Consider the following 22,276-nt stretch of genomic DNA (forward strand, 5'->3'; position numbering starts at 1 on the left):
GTATACATGACCGCACCCCGATTCATTTGCCGAAACACCAAAATGCTCTTGCCGAGAGGGGGCCGTCCATACATGACGGTGCGTGGGGCGAGCCCCCACCTCTCCCCGGTCATTCCGGGGCGCCCGCTCTTCGCGGGCGAACCCGGAATCCAGACGTTGTGGAAACGCAGGGGTCGCAGAACCCATCGAGATTCCGGGTGCGTCGCTGCGCGACGCCCCGGAATGACGGTGCGCGGGGCGAAGAGCGCGGCCGCTGTGCGCCCCCGGGATCGCCCGGGCATTCAATAGTCAGCCTTCGTTCATGATCGCCGATTTATGGTTCGCTGCCCGATCCGGGCGCCTGCGCCGACTTCCAGCGAGGTAGCCGGGCCGGACACAAAGCAACCGCAATTTCAAGCAATTAGACCCACCGCAATTCGTCCCTTCAAAGAAGGATGCCGGCCGGACGGCTACCCGCTGATCAGCTCATCTTGTGAGTTCAACGGGAACAAGTATGGTGCTGCACGTGAGGAGCCCGCTGCCGCGCGGCGACGACCTGCCCGCCATATCCAGCCGAGCGATCGCAGCAACCAACGGCTGACAAGACCCTCCACATGGACACTTCCGCTCAAGCCAAGGTTCTCTCCGCGCAGTCACGCCGCGCGCTGTCGGCAAGGGTCGCGCTGTTCGCGCTGCCGCTGCTGCTGCTCGCCCCGGCGCTGTGGAACGGCTACCCGCTGCTCCAATACGACACCGGCGGTTATCTGGCGCGGTGGTACGAGGGCTATCTGGTCCCGAGCCGGTCGACGACCTACGGCCTGTACCTGCACTTCGGCGAGACCTCGCAATTCTGGATCAATCTCGGCTTCCAGGCCATCGTGACGCTGTGGATGCTGCAGCTGACGCTGCGGGTGTTCAATATCACCCGGCCGTTCTGGCTGGCGGCGATCGGCGTCGCGCTGGTCGCCACCACGGCGCTGCCATGGATTACCTCCATGCTGCTGACCGACATCTTCGCCGGCCTGTCGGTGCTGGCGCTGTATCTGCTGGTCGCCTGCCGCGACCGCACCTCGACGATCGAAAAGCTGCTGCTGTTCGCCTTCACCACGTTCGCGGCGGCCACGCACAGCGCCACGGTCGGCGTGCTGACCGGGCTGTGCCTGGCCGGCTGGCTGCTGCTGCCGTTCTTGCGCGGCCGGCTCAGCGCCGTCGGACTGCTGCAGGGCAGCGCCACGGTGGTGGCCGGCTCGCTGCTGCTGCTGGTCACCAACTACGCGCTGTCCGGCACGGTGTCGTGGACGCCGGGCGGCTCCAGCGTCGCGTTCGGCCGCATGCTGCAGGACGGCATCATCAAGCGCTATCTCGACGATCACTGCGCCACCGTGAAGCTCAAGCTCTGCCCCTACAAGAATGAGCTGCCGCCAACCGGCGACGACTTCCTGTGGGGCGGCAACAACATGTTCGACAAGCTCGGCCGCTTCGAAGGACTGAGCGACGAGATGGAATTCATCTCGCGGCAGGCGGTCTCGGCCTATCCGTGGCTGCAGGCCAAGGCCGCCGCCAAGGCGACCTGGGATCAGCTCGTGCATGTCGGCACCGGCGAAGGCACCAACGGCTGGATCCCGCATACTTACGGCATCATCGAGCGTTACATGCCCAATCAGGTGCCGGCGATGCGCGCCGCCCGGCAGCAGCATTGGGACATCAACTTCAACGCGGTGAACTGGGTGCACGTGCCGGTGGCGCTGGCCTCGATGCTGCTGCTGCTGGCCATCCTCGGCCGCGCGCTGGCCCGCCGCGAGCTCGACGACGTCTCGCTCTTGGCCGGCTTCGTCGCCACCGCGCTGCTCGGCAACGCGATGATCTGCGGCATCATCTCCGGCCCGCACGACCGCTACGGCTCGCGCATCGTCTGGATCGCCACCTTCGTGGTGCTGATCGCCGCGATCAAATACTTCGTCGACCGCCGCAATGCCGCCGGCGACGAAGAACTCGCCGACTGATCAGGCCGGCTGCTCGGCGCGCGGCAAAGGCGCCGGCTGCGGCTGCAGCCGCGGCCTGATGAACACCGCCACGACGTCCGGACAGCTGCGCTTGATCTCCGCGTCGAGCTCGTTGAACTCGCGTTCGATCTCGCGGCCCGGGCAGTCCTCGGCAAAATCCAGCCTCAGCGCCACCAGCACCTGACGCGGCGCGAGGTGCACGGTGAACAGATCCTCGGTGCCGACCACCGCATCATGGCGGCGGGCGATCTGCAGGATGCGGTCACGGGTGCGCGGGCCGGCGGGCTCGCCCATCAGCAGCCCCTTGCTTTCCCGCGCCAGGAACGCGCCGGTGGCGGCCAGCAGCAGCGCGATGCCGATCGACGCGACGCCGTCCATCGCCGGCAGTTGCAGATAATCCGACGCGAAGGTGCCGGCGAGCGCAATCAGAATGCCGATCAGGGCTGCGCTGTCCTCGAACAGCACGATGAAGGTCGTCGGGTCTTTGCTGCGGGTCGCCGCTTCGATGTAATCGAGGTCCGGCAGCACGCCGAGGTCGGGCGTCGCGCTGCGGAATCCCTTCCAGGCGACGTACCACGAGCCGCCTTCGAACAGGAACGCGAAGCCGAGCACGATGTAATTGATCTTCACGTCGATGATCGGCTCGGGCGTGATGATGTGGATCACACCTTCATAGAACGACACCCCGGCGCCGATCGCGAAGATCAGCAGCGCGACGATGAAACTCCAGAAATACAATTCGCGGCCGTAGCCGAGCGGATGCATCGCGTCCGGCGGGCGGGCGGCGCGGTGCAGACCGTACAGCAGCAGGATCTCGTTGCCGGTGTCGACCAGCGAGTGCACGCCCTCGCTCAGCATCGCCGAACTGCCAGTCCATGACGCGGCGGCCAGTTTGGTCACGGCGATGGCAAGGTTGCCGACCAGGGCCGCACAGATCGCGGGCTTCGAGGAGGATGACGACATCGGTGATGGCTCTCGACACGCTGTGAGCAACCCGGGCGTTTACGACCCCGGCAGTGCCCGGCACGTTGTGGAACCCTAATGCCGAAACGTCAGATTAAGTTGCAGAACGTCGAATGCGGCGGCTTAAAAGCAAAGAGCCGCGCGGTTGCCCGCGCGGTCCTGGATAATCGAATTGTCAGAGTTTACGGGCAGGAGCGCCGCACGCCGCCATTGGCGATATAGGTTCCCGACGCCGGGTCATAGGTCCGGAACCGCTGCGAGCAGTACGCGACCGCATCGTTCTGCTGGGCCTGCGCCTGGCTGCTGGCGATCGCGCCACCGATGATCGCGCCCGCGGCGAGACCCCCGAGCGCAGCGCCGGCACCCCAGCCGCCATGATGATGACCGTAATAGCCGCGGTGGCCATAGCCGTAGCCGCGGTGGCCGTGCCAGCCGTGACGATACTGAACCTGCTCGATATTGGATTTGGCGGCGACCGGGCTCGACGTCGCCATCAACGGCGCCGCCGAAGCCGGAACCGTCGCGACGGCCAGCGAACCGGCGATCAGCGCCATGGCGGGCAGCGTGCGTGACATCTTCATCAACATCTCCTTCTCTGCGAACATTCAATGGAGCTAACAACGCCGCGCGTGCGGAGTTCCGATCATACTCGGATCGCGACAATTCGCGCTTGGTACGTTGTCGTACTCAAAATTACGCGTTCGCCTGCGGCGCCGGCTGAGATGATAACAAGCAACGGCATGGCGCACGGTTCCGCACAAACTTCACCGCCCATATCGCCTGACGCGTCGGTGACCATGGTGTAAATAGCAGGGCCCGCATGGAGGACCCTCGGCCGATGCCGCGCTACATGGCAGCCCTGAAATATCTCGGTCTCGGACTCGTCGTGACCCTGCTGCTCGGCCTTGCCATCGCCCCCTTCTCCAAACGCGTCGTCGAGCAATGGTCGCGCAGCGACGTCGAGGCGCGGTCGCGGCTGGTGTACCACGCGATCCGCAGCCAGATCGCGGCGGCGATGGCCGATGACAATGTCGTGCAGCTCTCCGTCAGTTTCGAATCCGTCGCGCTCGATCAGCGCATCCTCGCGGTCGGCCTGTGTAGCGACAAAGGCGAACTGATCGCGCCGACCCGGATGATGCCGGCGACATTTTCCTGCGAAAAAGTCGCCCGCTCCGAAGGCGAAAGCTTTTCCACCATCGTGATCGACGGCCGGCGCGTCATGGTTGGCGCCTTCCCGATCGTCGACCGTACCCGCAAGGCCTATCTGGTCATCCTGCACGATCTCAGCTTCGTCGACGCCCGCTCGAGCGAGGCGCAAGGCTTCATGATCGCCGCGCTGGTCGGCATGGCGCTGATGATCGCCGGCGGCGCGGCGCTGTTCGTGATCCTGATGTTGCGCGGCTGGATGAACGCGCTGCGCCGGGCGGTCGACGACGTGCGCTCCGGCGCCGCGGCACGGCTGCCGAAGCGCGACGCCAGCGCGATCGACCTGCAGATCAAGAAACTGCTCAGCGAAGTCGAGACCGGGCGGCATTCGATCAGCTCGGCGCAGATCGACTGGTCGCCAGCGACACTGCAGCAATTGCTGCACTCGACGCTGCCCGACGCCGAAGTTCTGATCGTATCGAACCGCGAGCCCTACATTCACAACCGCGACGGCGACCGCATCGACGTGCAGATCCCCGCCAGCGGCCTGGTATCGGCGCTGGAGCCGGTGATGCGGGCCTGCGGCGGCACCTGGATCGCGCACGGCAGCGGCAATGCCGATCGCGACACGGTCGACGCCCACGACCGGCTCGACGTGCCGCCGGATCAGCCGTCTTACAAACTACGTCGCATCTGGATCACCGACGAGGAGCAGGACGGCTTCTACTACGGCTTCGCCAATGAAGGGATGTGGCCGCTCTGCCATATCGCGTTCGTGCGCCCGATCTTCCGCGAATCCGACTGGACGGCGTATCAGGCGATCAACGAGCGGTTCGCCGATGCGGTCGTGCAGGAGGCGAAGACCGACAATCCGATCGTGCTGGTGCAGGACTATCACTTCGCTTTGGCGCCGCGGATGATCCGCGACAAGCTGCCGAAGGCGACGATCATCACCTTCTGGCACATCCCCTGGCCGAACGCCGAGACCTTCAGCATCTGTCCATGGAAGGAGCAGATCATCGACGGCCTGCTCGGTTCGACAATCCTCGGCTTCCACACCCAGTTTCACTGCAACAACTTCTTCGAGACCGTCGACCGCTTCGTCGAGAGCCGGATCGATCGCGAACACGCCACGGTGACGCTGAACGGCCACGAGACCATGGTGCGGCCGTATCCGATCTCGATCGAATGGCCGCCCGCCGCGCTCGACGACCAGCCGCCGATCGAAACCTGCCGCCGCGAGGTTCGCGAGACGCTCGGCCTGACGCCCGATGTCAAGATCGCGGTCGGTATCGAACGCTTCGACTACACCAAGGGCATTCTCGATCGCATGCGCGCGGTCGACGATCTGCTGACGCGGCAGCCGGGGTGGAAGGATCGGCTGGTGTTCGTGCAGGTCGCGGCGCCGACCCGCAGCAAGCTCGCGAGCTACAGCACGCTGCAGGACGACGCGGTGGTGCTCGCCGACGCGATCAACCAGCGCCACGGCTCGGACTCCTACAAGCCGATCATGCTGCTGATCCGCCATCACGGCTCGCGCGACGTGTTCAAGCTGTTTCGGGCGGCCGATGTTTGCGTCGTCAGCAGCCTGCACGACGGCATGAATCTGGTCGCCAAGGAATTCGTCGCCGCCCGTGACGACGAGCGCGGCGTGCTGGTGCTGTCGAGCTTCACCGGCGCCTCGCGCGAATTGTCCGAGGCGCTGATCGTCAATCCCTACCACGTCCACGAAATGGCGAATGCGCTCGACACCGCGCTGCGAATGCCGCCGCACGCGCAGCAGGAGCGGATGAGCGCGATGCGCCAGCAGATCCGCGAGTGGAACGTGTATCGCTGGGCCGGCCGCATGCTGATCGACGCCGCCACCAGCCGCCGCCGTCAGCGCATCCTCGATCTCGCCGAGGACTGAGCAACCGCGGCGCCGCGAGGCCCGCGTTCAGTCGGTTAATCAGCTCACAAACTCCGTCATGGCCGGGCTTGTCCCGGCCATCCACGCCTTTGCTGCATTTCCGTCAGCAAGGCGTGGATGCCCGGCACAAGGCCGGGCATGACGTCGGGAGACGGAAGTGCCCGAATTGAAACGGCGCCATTCGGGCCAGGCTTGCAGGATGAGGACTCGGTGCATCCGGAGAGGGCAATCGCGCTTCAATTAGTCAATGACCTGCTAGTGCCGGAAGCGCGCCAGCGGACCGTGCTCGACGACGTCGATAAAGGCCTCGTAGTGCCGTCTGAGGTCCGCGAGGTCGTCGGGTGACGGGATGTCACGCTCGCCGTCCTGCATCGCCAGTCCGGCGTGCCGCCGCAGGCTGGAAAGACGCGGCGGGTCGCGTTCGACGCTCGCCACGTGCGTCAGCACCATCAGGATGCCGATCAGTACCGACGGCTTGCCGGCCGCGTTCTGCCGGATCATGTGCAGCATCGCGTCGACCAGTTCGTCGTACTGCACGTGCGGCACCACCAGAACACCGCGGCCCTGCATCACCCAGACGCCGCTCTGCAGCCGGATCTGCTGCATCTCGCACAGCACGGCGCCGAGCCGATTGAGGACGCTGATCGCCGTGTGCGGGTCGTTGATCCCCGGCGACAGTGCTCGCACTGCGACCTCGACGAGCTGCCGGATCGCGAAGCGCAGATCGTTGGAGGACGTGAGATTGGGCGCGAGCGCCGTGGCATTGCGGATCGCTTCCTCGGCGCCTTCGCGCGGCGGCAACATCAACGCGATCGGCGCGCCCGGAAATACGTAATCGCCGGGACGCACCAGCAGGCGGATCTCGGTCTGCTGCTCGCACGCCCAGGCCGCCAGCCCGCTCTCATCCAGATGCTGCAGATAGCCTTCCCGCTGCTCGCAGATCGCCTCGGCATCGCGCCAGTGGGCCGTCGGCGGTGGTGCCGGCTGCGGTCCTTCTGCTGCAAGCGACCGCATCATCCTGCGAACGTCGTCCCCGACCAGCCCGATGACGGTGTCGACATTGATGCGTCCCGCCATGTGGTCGACGAAGTACACCAGCGTCGCGACGCAGACGAACGCCAGCCCGACGCCGACGCCGAGTGCCAGATGCGGCACGAAGGCTCCCTCTTCGGCGGTGCGCACACTGCGCAGTACGATCAGCGCGTAGCAGAACGTCCCCAGGAAGATGCCGAGAGTTATCTGATTGCCGCGGTCGCGCGTGAAGTTGCGCAGCAGCCGCGGCCCCATCTGTCCGGCGGCCAGCGAGAGCGCCGCGATGGTGATCGAGAACACCGTGCCGGCGACCCCGATGGTCGATGACGCCACCGCGCCGAGCAGCGTGCGCGCGCCGGTCGCGCCGCCATTGTACAGCCAGTTCTCCAGCAGCCAGGCCGGCACCGCTCCGCTGCGGTCGACCTCGATCATCCCGAATGCGGCGACCGACCCGAGCAGCACCAGCAATGCGGGGATCAGCCAGAACGTATCGGACAGGTCATCGTAGAGTTTGCGGAGACGCGCGTTCACCCGGCCCGCCTATTTCTGTTCGATCAGCGGCGTCCGCCGCGCCCGGCCGGACCGTGCGGCCCGCCACAGCAGCGCGGCGCCGGCAGCGAGGCCGAGCGCTGCGCCGGCGCGGAGCAATGCGGGATTGAACGCGAAGGCGTGACTCGAAGATTCGCTGTCGAACCGTCCGTGCACGCCGGGATCGTCGCGACCGGCTTGATACAAATTATCCGGCACAGTCGGATCGGCCGGCTCGTCGGTGGTTTCGTTCTCGATTCCGGCTCGGGCCAGCAGCCGGTCGGCGACCGACGGCACCAGCATTTGCGCGACGATTGCCTTGACGGCGGACGCACCGACCCAGTATTCGCGCGGCCGCTCGGATGCGGCGCGCACGACTGCGGCTGCGATCGGCTCCGGCTGCACGATCGGCCGCACCGGCGCCAGCTTTTGGCCGATCTTGTTGCGCGCCCAATCGAATTGCGGCGTGTTGACCGCCGGCAGATGCACCATGGTCAGCGTGATGGCGCTGTTTTCGTTCATCAGTTCGCTGCGCAGCGAATCGATGAAGCCGCGGGTCGCTGCCTTGGCGGCGCAATACGGCGCCTGAAACGGAATCGACCGATACGCCAGCGCCGAGCCGATCGCGATGATCGCGCCACGATTGCGCGGACGCATATGGCGCAGCGCGGCCAGCGTGCCATGCACTTGGCCCAAATAGGTCACGCGCGTCACCTGGGCGAACTCCTCCGGCGTGATGTCGACGCTGCTACCATACACAGTCACCATCGCGTTGTTGACCCAGACGTCGATCGGGCCGAGTTCGCGCTCGACGCGCTCCGCCGCCGCGAACACCGCATCGGCGTCGCCGACATCGGCGACGATCGGCAACGCGCGACCGCCGACCGATTCGACCTCGCGCCGCGCGCCTTCCAGGCCCTGTTCGCCGCGCGCCAGCAGCGCCACCTGCCAGCCGAGACGTCCGAACGCCACCGCGATCGCGCGGCCGACACCGGCGCTGGCGCCTGTAACCACGACGGTGCTTGCTGTACGGATCGTCATGTTCAGATTCCTTTGCGATGATCGATGCGTGAGGCCGCGGTGATTGCCGAGCTAACGCCGGGACGCGTGAGCGGTTGCAGCAGCGCTATCGCGCGCATTGCACCGTGACCGTGACGATTGATGCGTGCCGAACTCAGCCGTCATCCCCAGCGAATGCGGGGGATCCGGTATTGAAGAGCAATGGCGTGCCTGCACGGCGTCCCAACTGGCGCTCTGGCATACTGGGTCGCCCGGACGAGCCGGGTGATGACCTGGGGGGTATGCCGTAACGGCCAAGGGCGGCCTTGCGACCGCCCCTGGCATCGAGATGATGATCAAGCCGCAACTGCGTCGATCAGCCCTTGGCGATCGGCACCGCGACGAAGCGCGCGGCCGCATCGGCGCTCTTCACCCGCATCAGCACGGTCTTGCGCCCGTTGTCGCTGGCCTGCTTCAGCGCGTCGCGGACGTCGCCAGACGTCGACACCGCCTTGCCCGCGACGTCGAGGATGACGTCGCCGGTGCGCACGCCGCGATCGGCCGCGGGGCCCTCGGGATCGACGCTGGTGACGACCACACCCTTGGCGCCGGAGCCTTCGACCTCACCGGCCGGGGCGACGCGGACGCCGAGATATGGCCGGGCTTCACCCTGCGCCGACGAATCGTTGCTCGCGACCTTTTGCGTGTCGTTCGGCATCTCGGCGAGGCTGAGCGTCACGGTCTTGGCTTCACCCTTGTGCAGCATATCGAGCTTCACCGAGGTGCCCGGCGCCATCATGCTGATGGTGCGTGCCAGCGCCCGCGAGTCCTTGATCTCGTCGCCATTGACGGCGGTGATCACGTCACCGGCCGTAATGCCGGCCTTGGCGGCCGGGCTGCCGTCCTGCGGGCTGTCGACCAGCGCACCGCGTGCCTGCTTGAGGCCCATGCTGTCGGCGATGTCCGCCGTCACCGGCTGCACCTGAACGCCGAGCCAGCCGCGCGTGACGCTGCCCTTGTCCTTGAGCTGTGCCACCACCAGCTTGGCGGTCGCGGCCGGGATGTCGAAGCCGATGCCTACCGAGCCGCCCGACGGCGAGTAGATCGCGGTGTTGACGCCGATGACGTTGCCGCTGGTGTCAAACGCCGGGCCGCCAGAATTGCCCTTGTTGATCGGCGCGTCGATCTGCACGTAGTCGTCATAGGGGCCCGAGCCGATGTCGCGGCCGCTCGCCGACACGATGCCGGCCGTCACCGTGCCGCCGAGGCCGAACGGATTGCCGACCGCCACCACCCAGTCGCCGACGCGCGCCGGCTTGTCGGCAAAATTGACGTAGGTGAAGTCGGTCTTGGCGCCATCGACCTTGATCAGCGCCAGATCGGTCTTCTTGTCGGTGCCGACCACCTTGGCGGTGTAGACGGTGCCGTCGTCGGTCGTCACTTGCACCGACTTGGCATGATCGACGACATGATTGTTAGTGACTGCGTAGCCGTCCGGCGAGATGAAGAAGCCCGAGCCTTCGCCGGTCACCATCTCGTGGCGCTTGGGCATGCCGCCCTGACCGCCGCGGAAGCCGAACTGACGCTCGAATTGCTGGAAGCCCTGCATCTGGTCGTCGTCGCCGTCGTTACGGATCAGCGGGGTGGTGCGGCTGTCCTCATCGATCTTGACGCGGACCGAGATCACCGCGGGCTTCACTTTGCTGACGAGATCGCCGAAGCCGGCCGTCGGCGCGAACGAGGCCGCAGCCTCGGCAGCGCGAGCCGGCGACGCGAAGGCGGGAAAGTCGTGGGTGAGAACACCGCCGGTGACCAACGCGGCGCTCAGCGCTGCGGCGGAGGCCAGCAGGGCAAAGCGCCGCGGCTTGATGATGCGGCGCAGCTGTGCGTCCGATTTCGGCGTGTAGTCGATGTCGTTGCGATTTTCATCCATGGCGAGAGCTCCAATGCGGAATGAACGGGGCGTGAACTACGCACTGGAATATAGAGAGCCGACATTACGTCGAGCTGTTTGGAGAATTAATCTTTGGCAAGGCACCGAAGCCGATCGCGATCACCTCGGATCTAACTACACGTGCGACGCGAATGACCTGTCCGAAATGTCATGAATGGCGATCAGGCAGGCGCATCGACGGCCGACAGTCAGTGTCGTCGTTTCACCGAATGTAATGCTCCGTCATGGCCGGGCTTGTCCCGGCCATCCACGCCTTTTTGCTGCGGGTGCTGTAAGCGTGGATACCCGGGACAAGCCCGGGCATGACGGTGGTAACAGCGGTAGCGGCGTCATTGAATGGAGCAGCAAACTACGCGGCGATGCGCATCGCCGCTCACGCCTCAGCGCTTCTTCAGCGACACCGAGACGTTGCGGATATCGCTGCCTTGCGGCGTGATCGTCACCGACTGCGACGCGCCGCGGGTCGAGACCGCGAGCGAAGCCGAGAAGCCCGGGCCGCCGACCTGCGCGTTGATGCTGCCGCCCTGCGCGGTGCCGGAGACCTGCCCGCTGACGTTGCGGGTGGCTTCGCTCCAGGTGCCGGTGAGGCGTCCGCCGTTTTCCTCGACATGGCTGGTGATGTCGAACCGCGCGCTGTCGCTGGCGCACACCAGGGTCTGCTGCAGCAGGCGTCCGCCGCCGGCGACCGCGTAGGAGGCGCGACAGCGGATGCGTTCGGCGGAGCCGTCCGACAATTGCACACGGCCACTGCCATTCCAGTAGCCGGACATGCCGTCGAATGCGCCGGCGGCATGGCTTGCCGTCGATGTCAGCCCGAGCGAGCCGAACAGTACGGCGGCCGACAAAAGCCGCGTCGCGAGGGAAGAGGTCATCGGTGTCCCTTTCAATACAAAACGCCGAAATTCACAACGGCAGATCACGGATCAGGTTTCCTCAAGTTGCGGTGATCGTCTCCTCTGTGTGGCACGGAGGGCTCAACCCACGTCTCCCTTCATCGCAGCCAGCACTGCATCGGAGTCCGCCACCCAGCCGAAAATCCCGCCTTGCGCCTTGATCATCGCAAGGCCGGCGGCGTGAAATTCCGGAAAGTAGGAGGCGCAGCCGTCACCGATGACGATACAGCGATAGCCGCGATCATTGGCTTCGCGCACCGTGGTGTTGACGCAGACCTCGGTGGTGACGCCGCACACCAGCAGCGTCTCGATGCCGTATTTCTGTAGCACGTCGCCGAGTTCGGTGGCGTAGAACGCGCCCTTGCCGGGCTTGTCGATGACGATCTCGTCGGCGTGCGGCGCCAGTTCAGGGATGATGTCGTGGCCAGGCTCGCCGCGGATCAGAATGCGTCCCATCGGCCCGGGATCGCCGATCCGCAGGCTGGGTGCGCCGCGTGCGATCTTGGCGGGCGGCGCGTCCGACAGATCCGGACGATGGCCTTCGCGGGTGTGGATGACCGGCAGCCCCATCCGCCGCGCGGCCTTGAGCACCGCGGCGATCGGCGCAACCGCGCGCTCCAGTTGCGACACGTCGTTGCCGAGCGTCTCGCCGAAGCCGCCCGGCTCGAGGAAATCGCGCTGCATGTCGATGATCAGCAGCGCCGTCGTGGCCCAGTCGAGGCCGATCGGCGCGGGCTCCGCCGTGATGGTCGCTCTTGCAGGGGATGGCGGCATCGCTCTCTCCGGATCGACGATCGCCCCATGATAGAGCAAGCGAGGCCGAAAAGTCAGCCGGGATCGGTTCAGCCGATCAGCAGCGCGATCAGCGTACCGACAATGACACCGCCGCAGGCGGCCGACAGGCCAAACACCGAGCCCCACACCAGGAAATACAGCACAACCGAGCCGAGCGTCTTCTCGAGGTGATTGCCGTACATCCAGAAGCCTGCCGCGCAGCCGGCAAGCAGCACCGCCGCCACGGCGATCCGAACCCACAGCGCCCGCCGCGGCGCGCGGGCCTGATACCACGCCAGCCATCCGGCGACCGCAGCCAGCGCCAGCCAGATGAGGATGAAACGCACCGCCATTCGAACTTTTCCCGCCGGAATCGTCGCCATCTTGACTACAGCCTTCGTCCTAGCGCGTGAAGTCAACGATCGGATGACCCCCGGGCCAGCGGCCGATGACCGCACAGCCCAATCTTGCCATGGTACGGGCGTAGGTGCTGATCTGCGCACGGGCGCAGGGCGATCGGAGACACCAATGACGAAGGCGATAGTGACGGCTGCGCTGCTGCTGGCAGGATGTGCGGCGCTGTCGGGAGCGGCGGCGCAGGACAAGCCTGCCAAGCTCAAGATCGGCTTCGTCTACAGCGGCCCGGTCGGCGAGTACGGCTGGTCCTATCAGCACGACCAGGCGCGCCAGGCGGTCGTCAAGCAATTTGGCGACAAAATCGAGACCACCGTGCTGGCCGGCGTCGGCGAAGGCGCCGAGGCCGAGCGCACCATCGAGCAACTCGCCCGCGCCGGCAACAAGCTGGTCTTCACCACCTCGTTCGGCTACATGGACCCGACCCTCAAGGTGGCGAAGAAATATCCAGACGTGAAGTTCGAAAACGCCACCGGCTACAAGCACGAGAAGAACGTCGCGACCTATTCGGCGCGGTTTTACGAAGGCCGCTTCGTGCAGGGCACGATCGCCGCCAGGATCTCGAAGACCGGCGTGCTCGGCTACATCGCGCCGTTCCCGACGCCCGAAGTGATCTCCGGCATCAACGCCACGTTGCTGGCGGCGCAGAAGATCAATCCGGACATCAAGATGAAGATCGTCTGGGTCAACACCTGGTTCAATCCCGGCAAGGAGGCCGAAGCCGCCAGGGCGCTGCTCGGCCAGGGCGCCGACGTGCTGATGCAGAACACCGGCAGCGCCGCGGCCATGCAGGTCGCCAATGAGCGCGGCGCGCATGCGTTCGCTCAAGATTCCGACCAGATCAAATTCGGCCCCAAAGCGCAGCTCACCGGCATCGTCGACAATTGGGCGCCGTACTACGCGTCCCGCGTGCAGGCAGCGCTCGACAACAGCTGGCAGGCGGGCGACGCCTTCGGCGGACTGAACGACAGGATGATCGTGATGGCGCCATACACCAACATGCCCGACGACGTGAAGAAACTGGCCGCCGACACCGAAGCCGGCATCATCGCCGGCGGCATCAAGCCGTTCGCCTGCCCGGTCTTCGACCAGGACGGCAAGGAGGTCGAATGCAAAGGCGGCGACCATCTCGACGACGGCCAGGTCCGCGGCATGGAGTTCTATGTGAAGGGCATCGACGACAGCATCCCCGGCCGGTAAGCAGGGCGAGATATCGGCAAGACTTCCCCGCCTCCGTCCATATCTCACCAAACCGAAGTCTCACCAGACCGAAGGAACTCGCATGACCGATCTCACGCTCGCGGTTGCTCGCAGCATTCTCGACGCCGCGCTCGCTAAGGCCACCGACCTCAAGCTGAAGCCGATGGTGGTGGCAGTGCTGGACGCCCGCGGCTGCATCAAGGTGAGTGCCGCGCAGGACGGCGCCAGCCTGATGCGCCACGAGATCGCCCACGGCAAAGCCTGGGGCGCGCTGGCACTCGGCATCGGCTCGCGCGCGATCTTTCAGCGAGCGCAGGAGCAGCCGTATTTCGTCGATGCGATCAACACGATGGCGCGCGGCGCGCTGGTGCCGGTGCCCGGCGGCGTGCTGATCCACGATCCGTCCGGCGTACTGCTCGGCGCTGTCGGCATCAGTGGTGATACGTCCGACAACGACGAGGCCTGCGCGGTGGCCGGGATCGCGGCGGCGGGGCTGAAGGCCGTCACCGGCTGATCGCGGAACTCCCCGTCGCAACGCACCATCAAGCAATTTCATTCTCCGGCGAAACCGCTCTGGAGTTAGTTCGTATTGTTTTCGGCAACCGTGCCGGAACAGGGAGGAACGCGAATGAAATACGCAATGATGGCCACCGCCGCTTCGCTACTCGCAGTGAGCATGTCAGGGCCCGCTTCGGCTCGGATGATGGCTTGCGATGGCGCCAGCATGGCGAAGACCTATTCGATGGTTTCGGGCATGGCTGATTCCCCGAACAAGATGATGATGAGTCGTGAGATCGGCATGGCCAACATGGAGATGAGCAAGGGCAACATGCGCAGCGCCTGCATGCACATGATGCGGGTTCAGCGGATGAGCAGCATGCAGCCGATGCAGGGCCAGATGCAGATGGGTCAGATGCAGATGGGCCCGATGCAAATGGGTGCCGCGCCGATGCAGCAGCAAGGCCCGATGCGGACCAGCGCCTCGCGGATGTGACGCCGTCGCCGGCCAGCCGCTCAGCGGCGGCCGGCAGCTTTACGAAGCCGACCAACGCGGGCGGGCGGCCTAGTGCAGCCTCGGCCCCTTCAGAAATTTCGCACGATCCGCGGAGTGCAGCACGACATCGAAGGTGGCGCCGCCGCTGAACAAGGTCAGCGGAACTTCGACGCCGGCGCTGCCGAGCGACCACAGCTTGCGATAGAACTCGGCTTCGGTCGTCACGTTCTCGCCGGCGACCGCCAGGATGACGTCGCCGGTCTTGAGTTCGGCGCGTGACGCCGGCCCTTTCGGCGCGATGCCGACCACCACGATCTTGTCCTCGATCTCGGTCGAATACAGCCCGAGCCATGGCCGCGGCGGCTTGTCGGCCCGGCCGATACTGCGCAGATCGCCGAGCACCGGCTTCAGGAGGTCGATCGGCACCATCATGTTGTAGTGCTCGTCGCTGCCGCTGCGCTCGATCTGTAGCGAGCCGATGCCGATCAGTTCTCCGGTCGCCGACAACAGCGCGGTGCCACCCCAGTTCGGATGCGACGGTTCAGTGAAGATCGCATCGTCGATCAGATATTCCCAATAGCCGGCGAACTGCTGCCGCGCCGCGATCCGGCCGGCCACCGAACGGGTTCGCCCGCCGACGCCGCCGATGATGACGCGGTCGCCGGTCCTGGCCGCGGAGGAGTTGCCGAGATTCAGCGGCGGCAGGTCGATGGCGCCGAGCGCCTGTACCAACCCAAAGCCGCTGTCCTGATCGAACCCGAGCGCATGGCCCGGGACGACGCGGCCATCGCCGAGATGCAACCATACCGTCTCGGCCTCGGTGATCAGATAGCCGATGGTGAGCAGCAGGCCATCGTCGATCAGCACCGCATTGCCGGCCCGCTCGGTGCCGAGCGTGTTGGCCGTGAAGGCGTCGGACGGGATGATGGCGTGGAGGCCGACCACCGCCGACAGCGCGCGGTCGAGATCGAACTGAAAGTCGGCGGCGCGCGGCCGGACCGCGGCCGGCACATTCCATTCGGGCAAGGAAGGCATCCGGCGTCTCCTGTTCAGCACGATGGGCGGAACGGGAAATATCGGAGCCGGCCGGACCAATTGCAAGCCGGCGCCGCTGGACGAGACGCCCCGCGCTGGCGTCAGCCTTCCTTGTGCAGGTGTGACGCGTCGACGATCTTGCGCCAGCTTTCGGTTTCGGCTCGCATCATGGCGCCGAACTGCGCGGCGTCGCCGTGCAGCGGAATGGCGCCGAGCTCGGCGATCCGCTGCTTGATGGTCGCCTCGTCGAGCGCATCGTTAATCGCGCGGTTGAGCCGGTCGATCACGTCCGCAGGCGTGCCTTGCGGCGCGCCGACGCCGTAGAACGAGCTGGTGTCGTAGCCGGCGAGCGTGTCGCCGATCGGCGGAACTTGCGGCAGCACGTCCGAGCGTTGCGGCATGGTGACGCCGAGCGCGCGAATCTTGCCGGCGTTCACGAGCTCGAACGACGACGTCACATTGTCGAACATCGCCTGAATCTGTCCCGACATCAGATCGGTCAACCCCGGCGCCGAGCCGCGATACGGCACGTGCACCCAATTGACGCCGGCCAGCGACTTGAACAGCTCGCCGGACAGATGCAGCGAGGTGCCGATCCCCGACGAGCCGACGCTGATCTTGCCCGGATTGGCCTTAGCGTAGGCGACGAACTCGGCCACCGTCCTGGCCGGGATGTCGTTGTTGATCACCAGCACCAGCGGGATTCGCGCCAGCCCAGCGACCGGCGCGATGCTGGCGGCAAAGTCGAACGGCAGCGTGCGGTCGAACGAGGCGTTGATCGCGTTCGCCGTGCTGGTCAGCAGCAGCGTGTAGCCGTCGGCCGGCGCATTGATCACCGCCTGGGTGCCGATCGTGCTGCCGGCGCCTGGCTTGTTCTCGACCACGAAGGGCTGCCCGAGCTTCTCCGACAGGGACTGGCAGACCATCCGCGACAGCACGTCGGTGGCGCCGCCGGCCGCATAGGGCACGATCCAGCGCACCGGGCGCGTCGGGTAGGTTGTCGCGTCGGCCAAGGCCGGGACCGCCCTGGCGCTGAACAACGCAGCGGCCGCGCCAGCGGCCGAACCGAGAAAAGCTCGCTTGCTGATCATCATCGTCTCCGATCGGCGAATTTGATCAGCGCCTATAACGCGGCGCCGCGCCGGCTTCATGCAAATGCCGGGGACGTGGTAAAGGCCGCCGGACCGGGAACTGCGACAGCCATCCGCTTGCGCTAAGCCGGCATTAATCCCGCATTCCTACAGTCGGCCCGCGGCGCCCCGCGACCGCTGCGTCCACCCGCAGCCGCATAGTTAACGATGTGTATCAGCCGGCGACGCAAGGTTGCAGCATGACCGACTTTGCCATCGCGGTTTCTCCCAGCACGGCGCCACGGCTTCGCGCGCTGCAGCTGGCGCTGTTGTGGTTGGTCGGCGCCAGCGGCGCGATCGTGTTCATTGAGCCGAGCCCGTACGAATTCGCCGTGTTGGCGTCCCTGCTGGTGTTCGTGGCATCGGGACTGCGGATCACACCGGCGCTGACGATACCGATCGGCCTGCTGATCGGAATCGAGTTCGGCTACACAATCGGCGCCTCGACGCTGCTCGACGATCCGCTGATCCTGAACTGGCTGCTGACCTCGTGGTACATGGCGATCACCGCGATGTTCTTCGCGCTGGTGGCGATCGAGGACACCAGCGCGCGGATCGACGCCATCGCCAACGGCTATCTGGTTGGCGGCCTAATCGCGGCGCTCGCCGGCATCGCCGGCTACTTCAATCTGATCCCCGGCGCCAGCGATCTTCTGACCTATGTCGGCCGCGCCCGTGGCACCTTCAAAGACCCCAACGTGCTCGGCGCCTTTCTGGTGTTTCCGGCGATCCTGGCGCTGCAGCGGGTGATCGAAGGCTCGTTCTGGAGCGCGGTGCGCAACGCCCTGGCGTTCGGAATCATCGCGCTTGCCGTATTCCTTGCGTTCTCGCGGGCCGCCTGGGGCACGCTGGCCGGCGCCTCGCTGCTGATGGTCGCGCTGATGTTCGTCACTGCGCCGTCGCAGCACCGCCGGCTGCGCATCGTGCTGTTGGCGCTGTTGGCGGGCGTGGTGCTGATCGCAGCGCTTGCGGTGCTGCTGTCGTTCGACCAGATCGACGCGCTGTTCAAGGAGCGCGCCAGCCTGTCGCAGCCTTACGACAGCGGGCGGTTCGGCCGGTTCGGGCGGCATCTGCTCGGCGCCGCGATGGCGCTGGACTACCCGACCGGGATAGGGCCGCTGCAGTTCCGCCGGTTCTTCCCGGAGGACACCCACAACTCGTTCCTGAATGCCTTCATGTCGGGTGGGTGGATCAGCGGCATTCTGTATCCAGCTTTGGTGTTCATCACCGCCGCGTTCGGGCTGCGCAACGTGTTCGTGCGCACACCATGGCAGCGCACCTATATCGTAATCCTCTCGACCATGATCGTGACGCTGCTCGAGAGCTTCATCATCGATACCGATCACTGGCGACATTATTTCTTGCTGATCGGCTTGACCTGGGGCGTCGCAATTGCGAGCAGTCGCATCCGGTTCCAACATGGCGCCGGCCCCTGACCTCGGTCTGCGGACACCAGCGACGGAAAGCCCAGATGGACGGACACATCCTCGTCACCGGCGGCGCCGGCTACATCGGCAGCCACATGACGCTGGCGCTGCAGGCCGCCGGCGAGCGCGTCGTGGTGATCGACGATCTGTCGACCGGGCGGCGCCAAGCCATCCCAAACGATGTGCCGTTGTTTCAGGGTTCGGTCGGCGACGCGGCTTTCGTCGGCGACGTCATGGATCGCTACCCGATCGCCGCGATCATCCACTTCGCCGCCAGCATCGTGGTGCCGGACTCGGTCGCGCATCCACTTGATTACTATCGCAACAACACCGCCAATGCGCGGACGCTGATCGACTGCGCGGTCAAGCGCGGCGTGCCGCATGTAGTGTTTTCGTCGACGGCGGCGGTGTATGGCGAGCCGGACACGACGCCGATCGGCGAGGATCTGCCGACCCAGCCGATCAATCCGTACGGCCGCTCCAAGCTGATGGTCGAATGGATGCTCGGCGACGTCGCCCGCGCGCATCCGCTGAGCTACGCTGCGCTGCGCTACTTCAACGTCGCCGGCGCGGACCCGGACGGCCGCACCGGACAATCGACTCCCAACGCCACGCATCTGATCAAGATCGCCGTACAGGCCGCGCTCGGCAAGCGCGACGGCCTCGACGTGTTCGGCACCGACTATCCGACGCCCGATGGCTCGTGCATCCGCGACTACGTGCATGTCAGCGACCTCGTCGCCGCGCATCTCGACGCGTTGCGCTATCTGCGTGCCGGCCAGCCGAGCATCATCTGCAACATCGGCTACGCCGCAGGCTATTCGGTGATGGAGGTGATCGAGGTGGTGAAACGCGTTTCCGGCGTCGACTTTCCGGTCCGCCTGGGGGGCCGCCGCGCCGGCGATCCGGCGGTGCTGGTGGCCTCAAACGAACGGGCCAAGACCAAGCTCGGCTGGACGCCGCGCTACAACGACCTTGAGACCATCGTGCGCCACGCGCTGGCTTGGGAGCAGCGGCTGTAACTCGATTGACGCGCCGCTCTCCATGGGGTGAGTCCTCAACCTGAGAGCCCGACCCGAAATGCGCCGTTTCGACTCAGGCCATTCATTTCGACGCGTCATGCCCGGCCTTGTGCCGGGCATCCACGCCTCGCTGATGGAAATGCACAAAAGGCGTGGATGGCCGGGACAAGCCCGGCCATGACGGAGCGCGTGGGCAAACTAAGCGACAGAAAGCGGTCGCCCGCCTGTGGACGACGATTGTCCCGCGGTGAAACGCCGCCTTGCGATGGGACAGCGGTGACACGCCACGGCACAGTCGTGCCGAAATCCCCGCGCAATCCTTACTGATGCGTTAACTGTTTTACCTTGTTGGACAGAAACGGTTAAGCCGCGCTTGAAACGCAATTAAGAAGCGCTGATTGTTTGTTTTCAGTTTGATCGAACCACGTCTTCACCGACCAGACGACGAGCGGAAGTCGCGATGTCCAACGTGCAAATTGCCGAGCGAAGCCTGACCCAGGCGGCGGGAGCCGAACGGCGCCTGTCCGATCGCCGGGTTGCGCCGTTCTCGATCGCGTCCACCGACTCGTTGCCGTTCGGCGAACGCCGCGTCAGTGGCGAGCGTCGGCGCAGCCGCTTTCTCAATTGGAAGCGCAACGTCATCGGTGGCCTGCCGATCGTCGTCGCCGACCGCACCGAGACCGCGCGCGCGATGGTCGACGAAGCGCTGAAGCGCCGCGGGTTGTGGCGCTACCCGGCCTACATGACGTCGACCAATGGCGAGGTGACGTATCGCTGCGCGGTCGATCCGGCCGAGCATGCGATGTTCCTGCAGGCTGACGCAATCCACGCCGACGGCATGCCGCACGTGTTCGTGTCACGATTCAAATGCGACGTGCCGCTGCCGGAGCGGGTGGCGACCACCGACCTGTTTCATGACGTCGCGCGGGAGGCGATCGCGCGCGGTGCCACGATGTTCATGCTGGGAGCCAGCGAAGAGTCCAACCGGCGCGCCGCCGAACTGGTGGCGAGACGTTATCCAGATCTCAAGCTGATCGGCCGGCGCAATGGCTTCTTCGCCGATCAGGACGAAGAGGTCGTGGCGTGCCGGCAGATCGCGGAACTCGCGCCCGATATTTTGTGGGTGTCGATGGGCGTGCCGCGCGAACAGCTGTTCATCGGCCGTAATCGCCATCGCCTCGCCACCGTCGGTGTGATCAAGACCTCGGGCGGCCTGTTCGACTTCCTGTCCGGCTCCAAGCCGCGCGCGCCGAAATGGATGCAGCACCTCGGCCTGGAATGGGCCTGGCGCATGGCACTCGAGCCGCGCCGTCTCGGCATGCGCTATCTGAAAACCAACCCCTACGCGATGTATCTGCTGCTGACGCAGACGATGCGGTAGAGCAGCTCTGTTTACCGCGGAGCCGCTGCGACAAGCACGGCCTCATCATGACGTGTTACTATCGTTTTCACCGTCGTGCCCAAGCTCGTCCCGGGCATCTACGCCTGCGGCGGTCGTGGGAAAAAGGCGTGGATAGACGGGACGAGCCCGGCCATGACCGAATAAACTGATTACTTCCGCGGCCGGAACAGCATCTGGTCGGTGATCGCGATCTGGTCCGGCCGATAATGGCCGACGCCCCATTCGGTCTGTAGCCCGTAGGGCGGATCGTTCGACGGGCCAATCAGCCACCAGCTGCCGCTGATCGGCTGCTGATCGCCCGTGAAGGTCGGACCACCTTCGGCCCCATATTTGCCGTTCATGTAGTCGAGCAGATTGCGCGCCCATTCGCGCGTCTCGGGCGTGCGCAGCGAGGCGCCCATTTCGCCGATCCACACCGGCGCGATGTTGTCGCGGACCAGATAGCCCCAGGTCGCGTTCATCCGGTCGATGAAGCCTTTGCCTGTCTCGGGAATGCCCCAGCGCTTGGTGTCGGCGATCTCCTCCGGGTATTCGTGGATCGAATACACCAGCTTGTTGTCGATCTTCAGCTTGACCGGATTGGCGCCCGCCGCCGTCAGATTGCCGGCCGGCGCAGCGAGCCTCGGATCCATGCCGGATGATTGCGGTGGCGGCTTGTAGGTCTCGGGACCTTCGCAAATGATCAGCACGCCGGGCTCGACGGCCTGAATCGCCGAGCCATAATCCTCGCACATCGCCTTGATATCGGTGGGTCCGCCGCCGCCCCAGGTGATGTGGCCGCGGTCGCCGTTCGGCTCGTTGTGCAGATCGTAGCCGATAACGGTCGGATTGCCCGCGAAGGTCTTGGCGATCCGCAACCAATTTTCCTTGACCATCTCGGCCGAGAACCGTCCGGGCACGATGCCGTCGGTGTTGTCGGTGCCGGGGCCGAGGTCGAACCACAGCCCGTTGCGCTGCTGCCCGGCGGTGCCTTGGGTGGTGTGGTGATCGAAGATCACCTTCAGGCCGATCTCGCCTGCGTAGTCGACGATGCGTCGCAACGCCGTCAGCGTGGTGACGTATTTGTAGCGGCCGTCGGCGCGCGGCTTATCTGAGGCGAGCAGCTCCGGATTGAGCGTTGTGTTGATCCAGCCGAGCCGATCGCTGTAGCCGTGCAGCGGCGTGTCGAGGCCAAGATCGATCCACGGAATACGCACGGTGTTGAAGCCGGCATCAACGATGGAATCGAGTACTGTCTTGTAGCTGACGGTCCAGATCCCCGACGGCGCAGCGCCGGGAGGCCCTTCGGTGCCGTTCCAGCCAATCGAAGCGATGCGTACGGGACGTCCGCGATCGTCGACGATCTGGCTGCCTCGGGTGCTGAGATAGCCCGACGGCAAGAGATAGCCGCCACGCCCGGCAGGACGCAGATCCCCTGCATCACGCGCGATCGCCGGCGGATCGGCAAGCTGGCTGGCGACGTCCGCATCCAT

Annotated in this window: 19 protein-coding genes; 8 read left to right on the forward strand and 11 right to left on the reverse strand. The window is 65.6% G+C overall.

Features of this window, described 5'->3' with window-relative positions:
* Window positions 1–593 precede the first annotated feature (593 nt).
* Window positions 594–1,982 (forward strand): hypothetical protein, encoded by a 1,389-nt coding sequence (locus tag D4Q52_RS23820; RefSeq protein WP_119859065.1) that lies wholly within the window; start codon window positions 594–596, stop codon window positions 1,980–1,982.
* Here the strand turns inward: D4Q52_RS23820 and D4Q52_RS23825 are convergent, their stop codons facing one another.
* Together D4Q52_RS23825 and D4Q52_RS23830 are read right to left on the reverse strand one after the other, a co-directional pair.
* A complete protein-coding gene (locus tag D4Q52_RS23825; protein ID WP_119859066.1) occupies window positions 1,983–2,945 on the reverse strand; it encodes a cation diffusion facilitator family transporter in 963 nt (320 codons plus the stop codon). It abuts the gene before it with no gap.
* 182 nt (window positions 2,946–3,127) lie between these two features.
* Entirely contained in the window at window positions 3,128–3,526 is a 399-nt protein-coding gene (locus D4Q52_RS23830) for a BA14K family protein (RefSeq protein ID WP_119859089.1), read from the reverse strand.
* A gap of 257 nt (window positions 3,527–3,783) precedes the next feature.
* Between D4Q52_RS23830 and D4Q52_RS23835 the strand changes: the two genes are divergently transcribed.
* Window positions 3,784–6,000 carry an alpha,alpha-trehalose-phosphate synthase (UDP-forming) gene (locus D4Q52_RS23835; RefSeq protein WP_119859067.1) on the forward strand — a complete coding sequence of 739 codons (2,217 nt, stop codon included), beginning with the start codon at window positions 3,784–3,786 and terminating at the stop codon, window positions 5,998–6,000.
* Between the two features lie 255 nt (window positions 6,001–6,255).
* Here D4Q52_RS23835 and D4Q52_RS23845 read toward each other — a convergent pair whose 3' ends face one another.
* The 6 genes from D4Q52_RS23845 to D4Q52_RS23870 form a co-directional block, all read right to left on the reverse strand.
* Window positions 6,256–7,563: a DUF2254 domain-containing protein gene (locus D4Q52_RS23845; protein WP_119859069.1), complete on the reverse strand. Its 1,308-nt coding sequence runs from the start codon at window positions 7,561–7,563 to the stop codon at window positions 6,256–6,258.
* 9 nt (window positions 7,564–7,572) lie between these two features.
* Window positions 7,573–8,601 (reverse strand): SDR family oxidoreductase, encoded by a 1,029-nt coding sequence (locus tag D4Q52_RS23850; protein ID WP_119859070.1) that lies wholly within the window; start codon window positions 8,599–8,601, stop codon window positions 7,573–7,575.
* 334 nt (window positions 8,602–8,935) lie between these two features.
* Window positions 8,936–10,492, reverse strand: a complete 1,557-nt coding sequence (locus tag D4Q52_RS23855; RefSeq protein WP_119859071.1) for a Do family serine endopeptidase — start codon at window positions 10,490–10,492, stop codon at window positions 8,936–8,938.
* A gap of 401 nt (window positions 10,493–10,893) precedes the next feature.
* A complete protein-coding gene (locus tag D4Q52_RS23860) occupies window positions 10,894–11,385 on the reverse strand; it encodes a hypothetical protein (protein WP_119859072.1) in 492 nt (163 codons plus the stop codon).
* A 102-nt stretch (window positions 11,386–11,487) separates the two neighbouring features.
* A complete protein-coding gene (locus D4Q52_RS23865; protein WP_119859090.1) occupies window positions 11,488–12,180 on the reverse strand; it encodes a cysteine hydrolase family protein in 693 nt (230 codons plus the stop codon).
* 68 nt (window positions 12,181–12,248) lie between these two features.
* The gene (locus D4Q52_RS23870) at window positions 12,249–12,533 is read right to left on the reverse strand and encodes a hypothetical protein (RefSeq protein WP_119859073.1); all 285 of its coding nucleotides are present in this window, start codon (window positions 12,531–12,533) and stop codon (window positions 12,249–12,251) included.
* A gap of 175 nt (window positions 12,534–12,708) precedes the next feature.
* Between D4Q52_RS23870 and D4Q52_RS23875 the strand changes: the two genes are divergently transcribed.
* The 3 genes from D4Q52_RS23875 (at window position 12,709) to D4Q52_RS23885 (ending at window position 14,788) form a co-directional block, all read left to right on the forward strand.
* Window positions 12,709–13,794, forward strand: a complete 1,086-nt coding sequence (locus D4Q52_RS23875; RefSeq protein ID WP_119859074.1) for a BMP family ABC transporter substrate-binding protein — start codon at window positions 12,709–12,711, stop codon at window positions 13,792–13,794.
* An 82-nt stretch (window positions 13,795–13,876) separates the two neighbouring features.
* Window positions 13,877–14,308, forward strand: a complete 432-nt coding sequence (locus D4Q52_RS23880) for a GlcG/HbpS family heme-binding protein (protein ID WP_119859075.1) — start codon at window positions 13,877–13,879, stop codon at window positions 14,306–14,308.
* A 126-nt stretch (window positions 14,309–14,434) separates the two neighbouring features.
* Window positions 14,435–14,788 carry a hypothetical protein gene (locus D4Q52_RS23885; protein ID WP_182915426.1) on the forward strand — a complete coding sequence of 118 codons (354 nt, stop codon included), beginning with the start codon at window positions 14,435–14,437 and terminating at the stop codon, window positions 14,786–14,788.
* A gap of 69 nt (window positions 14,789–14,857) precedes the next feature.
* Here D4Q52_RS23885 and D4Q52_RS23890 read toward each other — a convergent pair whose 3' ends face one another.
* On the reverse strand, window positions 14,858–15,823 hold the full coding sequence (locus D4Q52_RS23890; protein WP_119859076.1) for a S1C family serine protease: 966 nt from the start codon (window positions 15,821–15,823) through the stop codon (window positions 14,858–14,860).
* Between the two features lie 101 nt (window positions 15,824–15,924).
* Complete coding sequence (locus D4Q52_RS23895; RefSeq protein WP_119859091.1) at window positions 15,925–16,914, reverse strand: Bug family tripartite tricarboxylate transporter substrate binding protein; 990 nt, start codon at window positions 16,912–16,914, stop codon at window positions 15,925–15,927.
* A gap of 239 nt (window positions 16,915–17,153) precedes the next feature.
* Between D4Q52_RS23895 and D4Q52_RS23900 the strand changes: the two genes are divergently transcribed.
* The 3 genes from D4Q52_RS23900 (at window position 17,154) to D4Q52_RS23915 (ending at window position 20,783) form a co-directional block, all read left to right on the forward strand.
* The gene (locus D4Q52_RS23900) at window positions 17,154–18,389 is read left to right on the forward strand and encodes an O-antigen ligase family protein (RefSeq protein WP_119859077.1); all 1,236 of its coding nucleotides are present in this window, start codon (window positions 17,154–17,156) and stop codon (window positions 18,387–18,389) included.
* A 35-nt stretch (window positions 18,390–18,424) separates the two neighbouring features.
* A complete protein-coding gene (gene galE / locus D4Q52_RS23905; RefSeq protein WP_119859078.1) occupies window positions 18,425–19,402 on the forward strand; it encodes a UDP-glucose 4-epimerase GalE in 978 nt (325 codons plus the stop codon).
* Between the two features lie 460 nt (window positions 19,403–19,862).
* On the forward strand, window positions 19,863–20,783 hold the full coding sequence (locus D4Q52_RS23915) for a WecB/TagA/CpsF family glycosyltransferase (RefSeq protein ID WP_119859080.1): 921 nt from the start codon (window positions 19,863–19,865) through the stop codon (window positions 20,781–20,783).
* 170 nt (window positions 20,784–20,953) lie between these two features.
* Here the strand turns inward: D4Q52_RS23915 and D4Q52_RS23920 are convergent, their stop codons facing one another.
* Entirely contained in the window at window positions 20,954–22,276 is a 1,323-nt protein-coding gene (locus D4Q52_RS23920; RefSeq protein WP_119859081.1) for a glycoside hydrolase family 5 protein, read from the reverse strand.

The organism is Rhodopseudomonas palustris (assembly GCF_003591005.1).
Classification (GTDB): domain Bacteria; phylum Pseudomonadota; class Alphaproteobacteria; order Rhizobiales; family Xanthobacteraceae; genus Rhodopseudomonas; species Rhodopseudomonas palustris_K.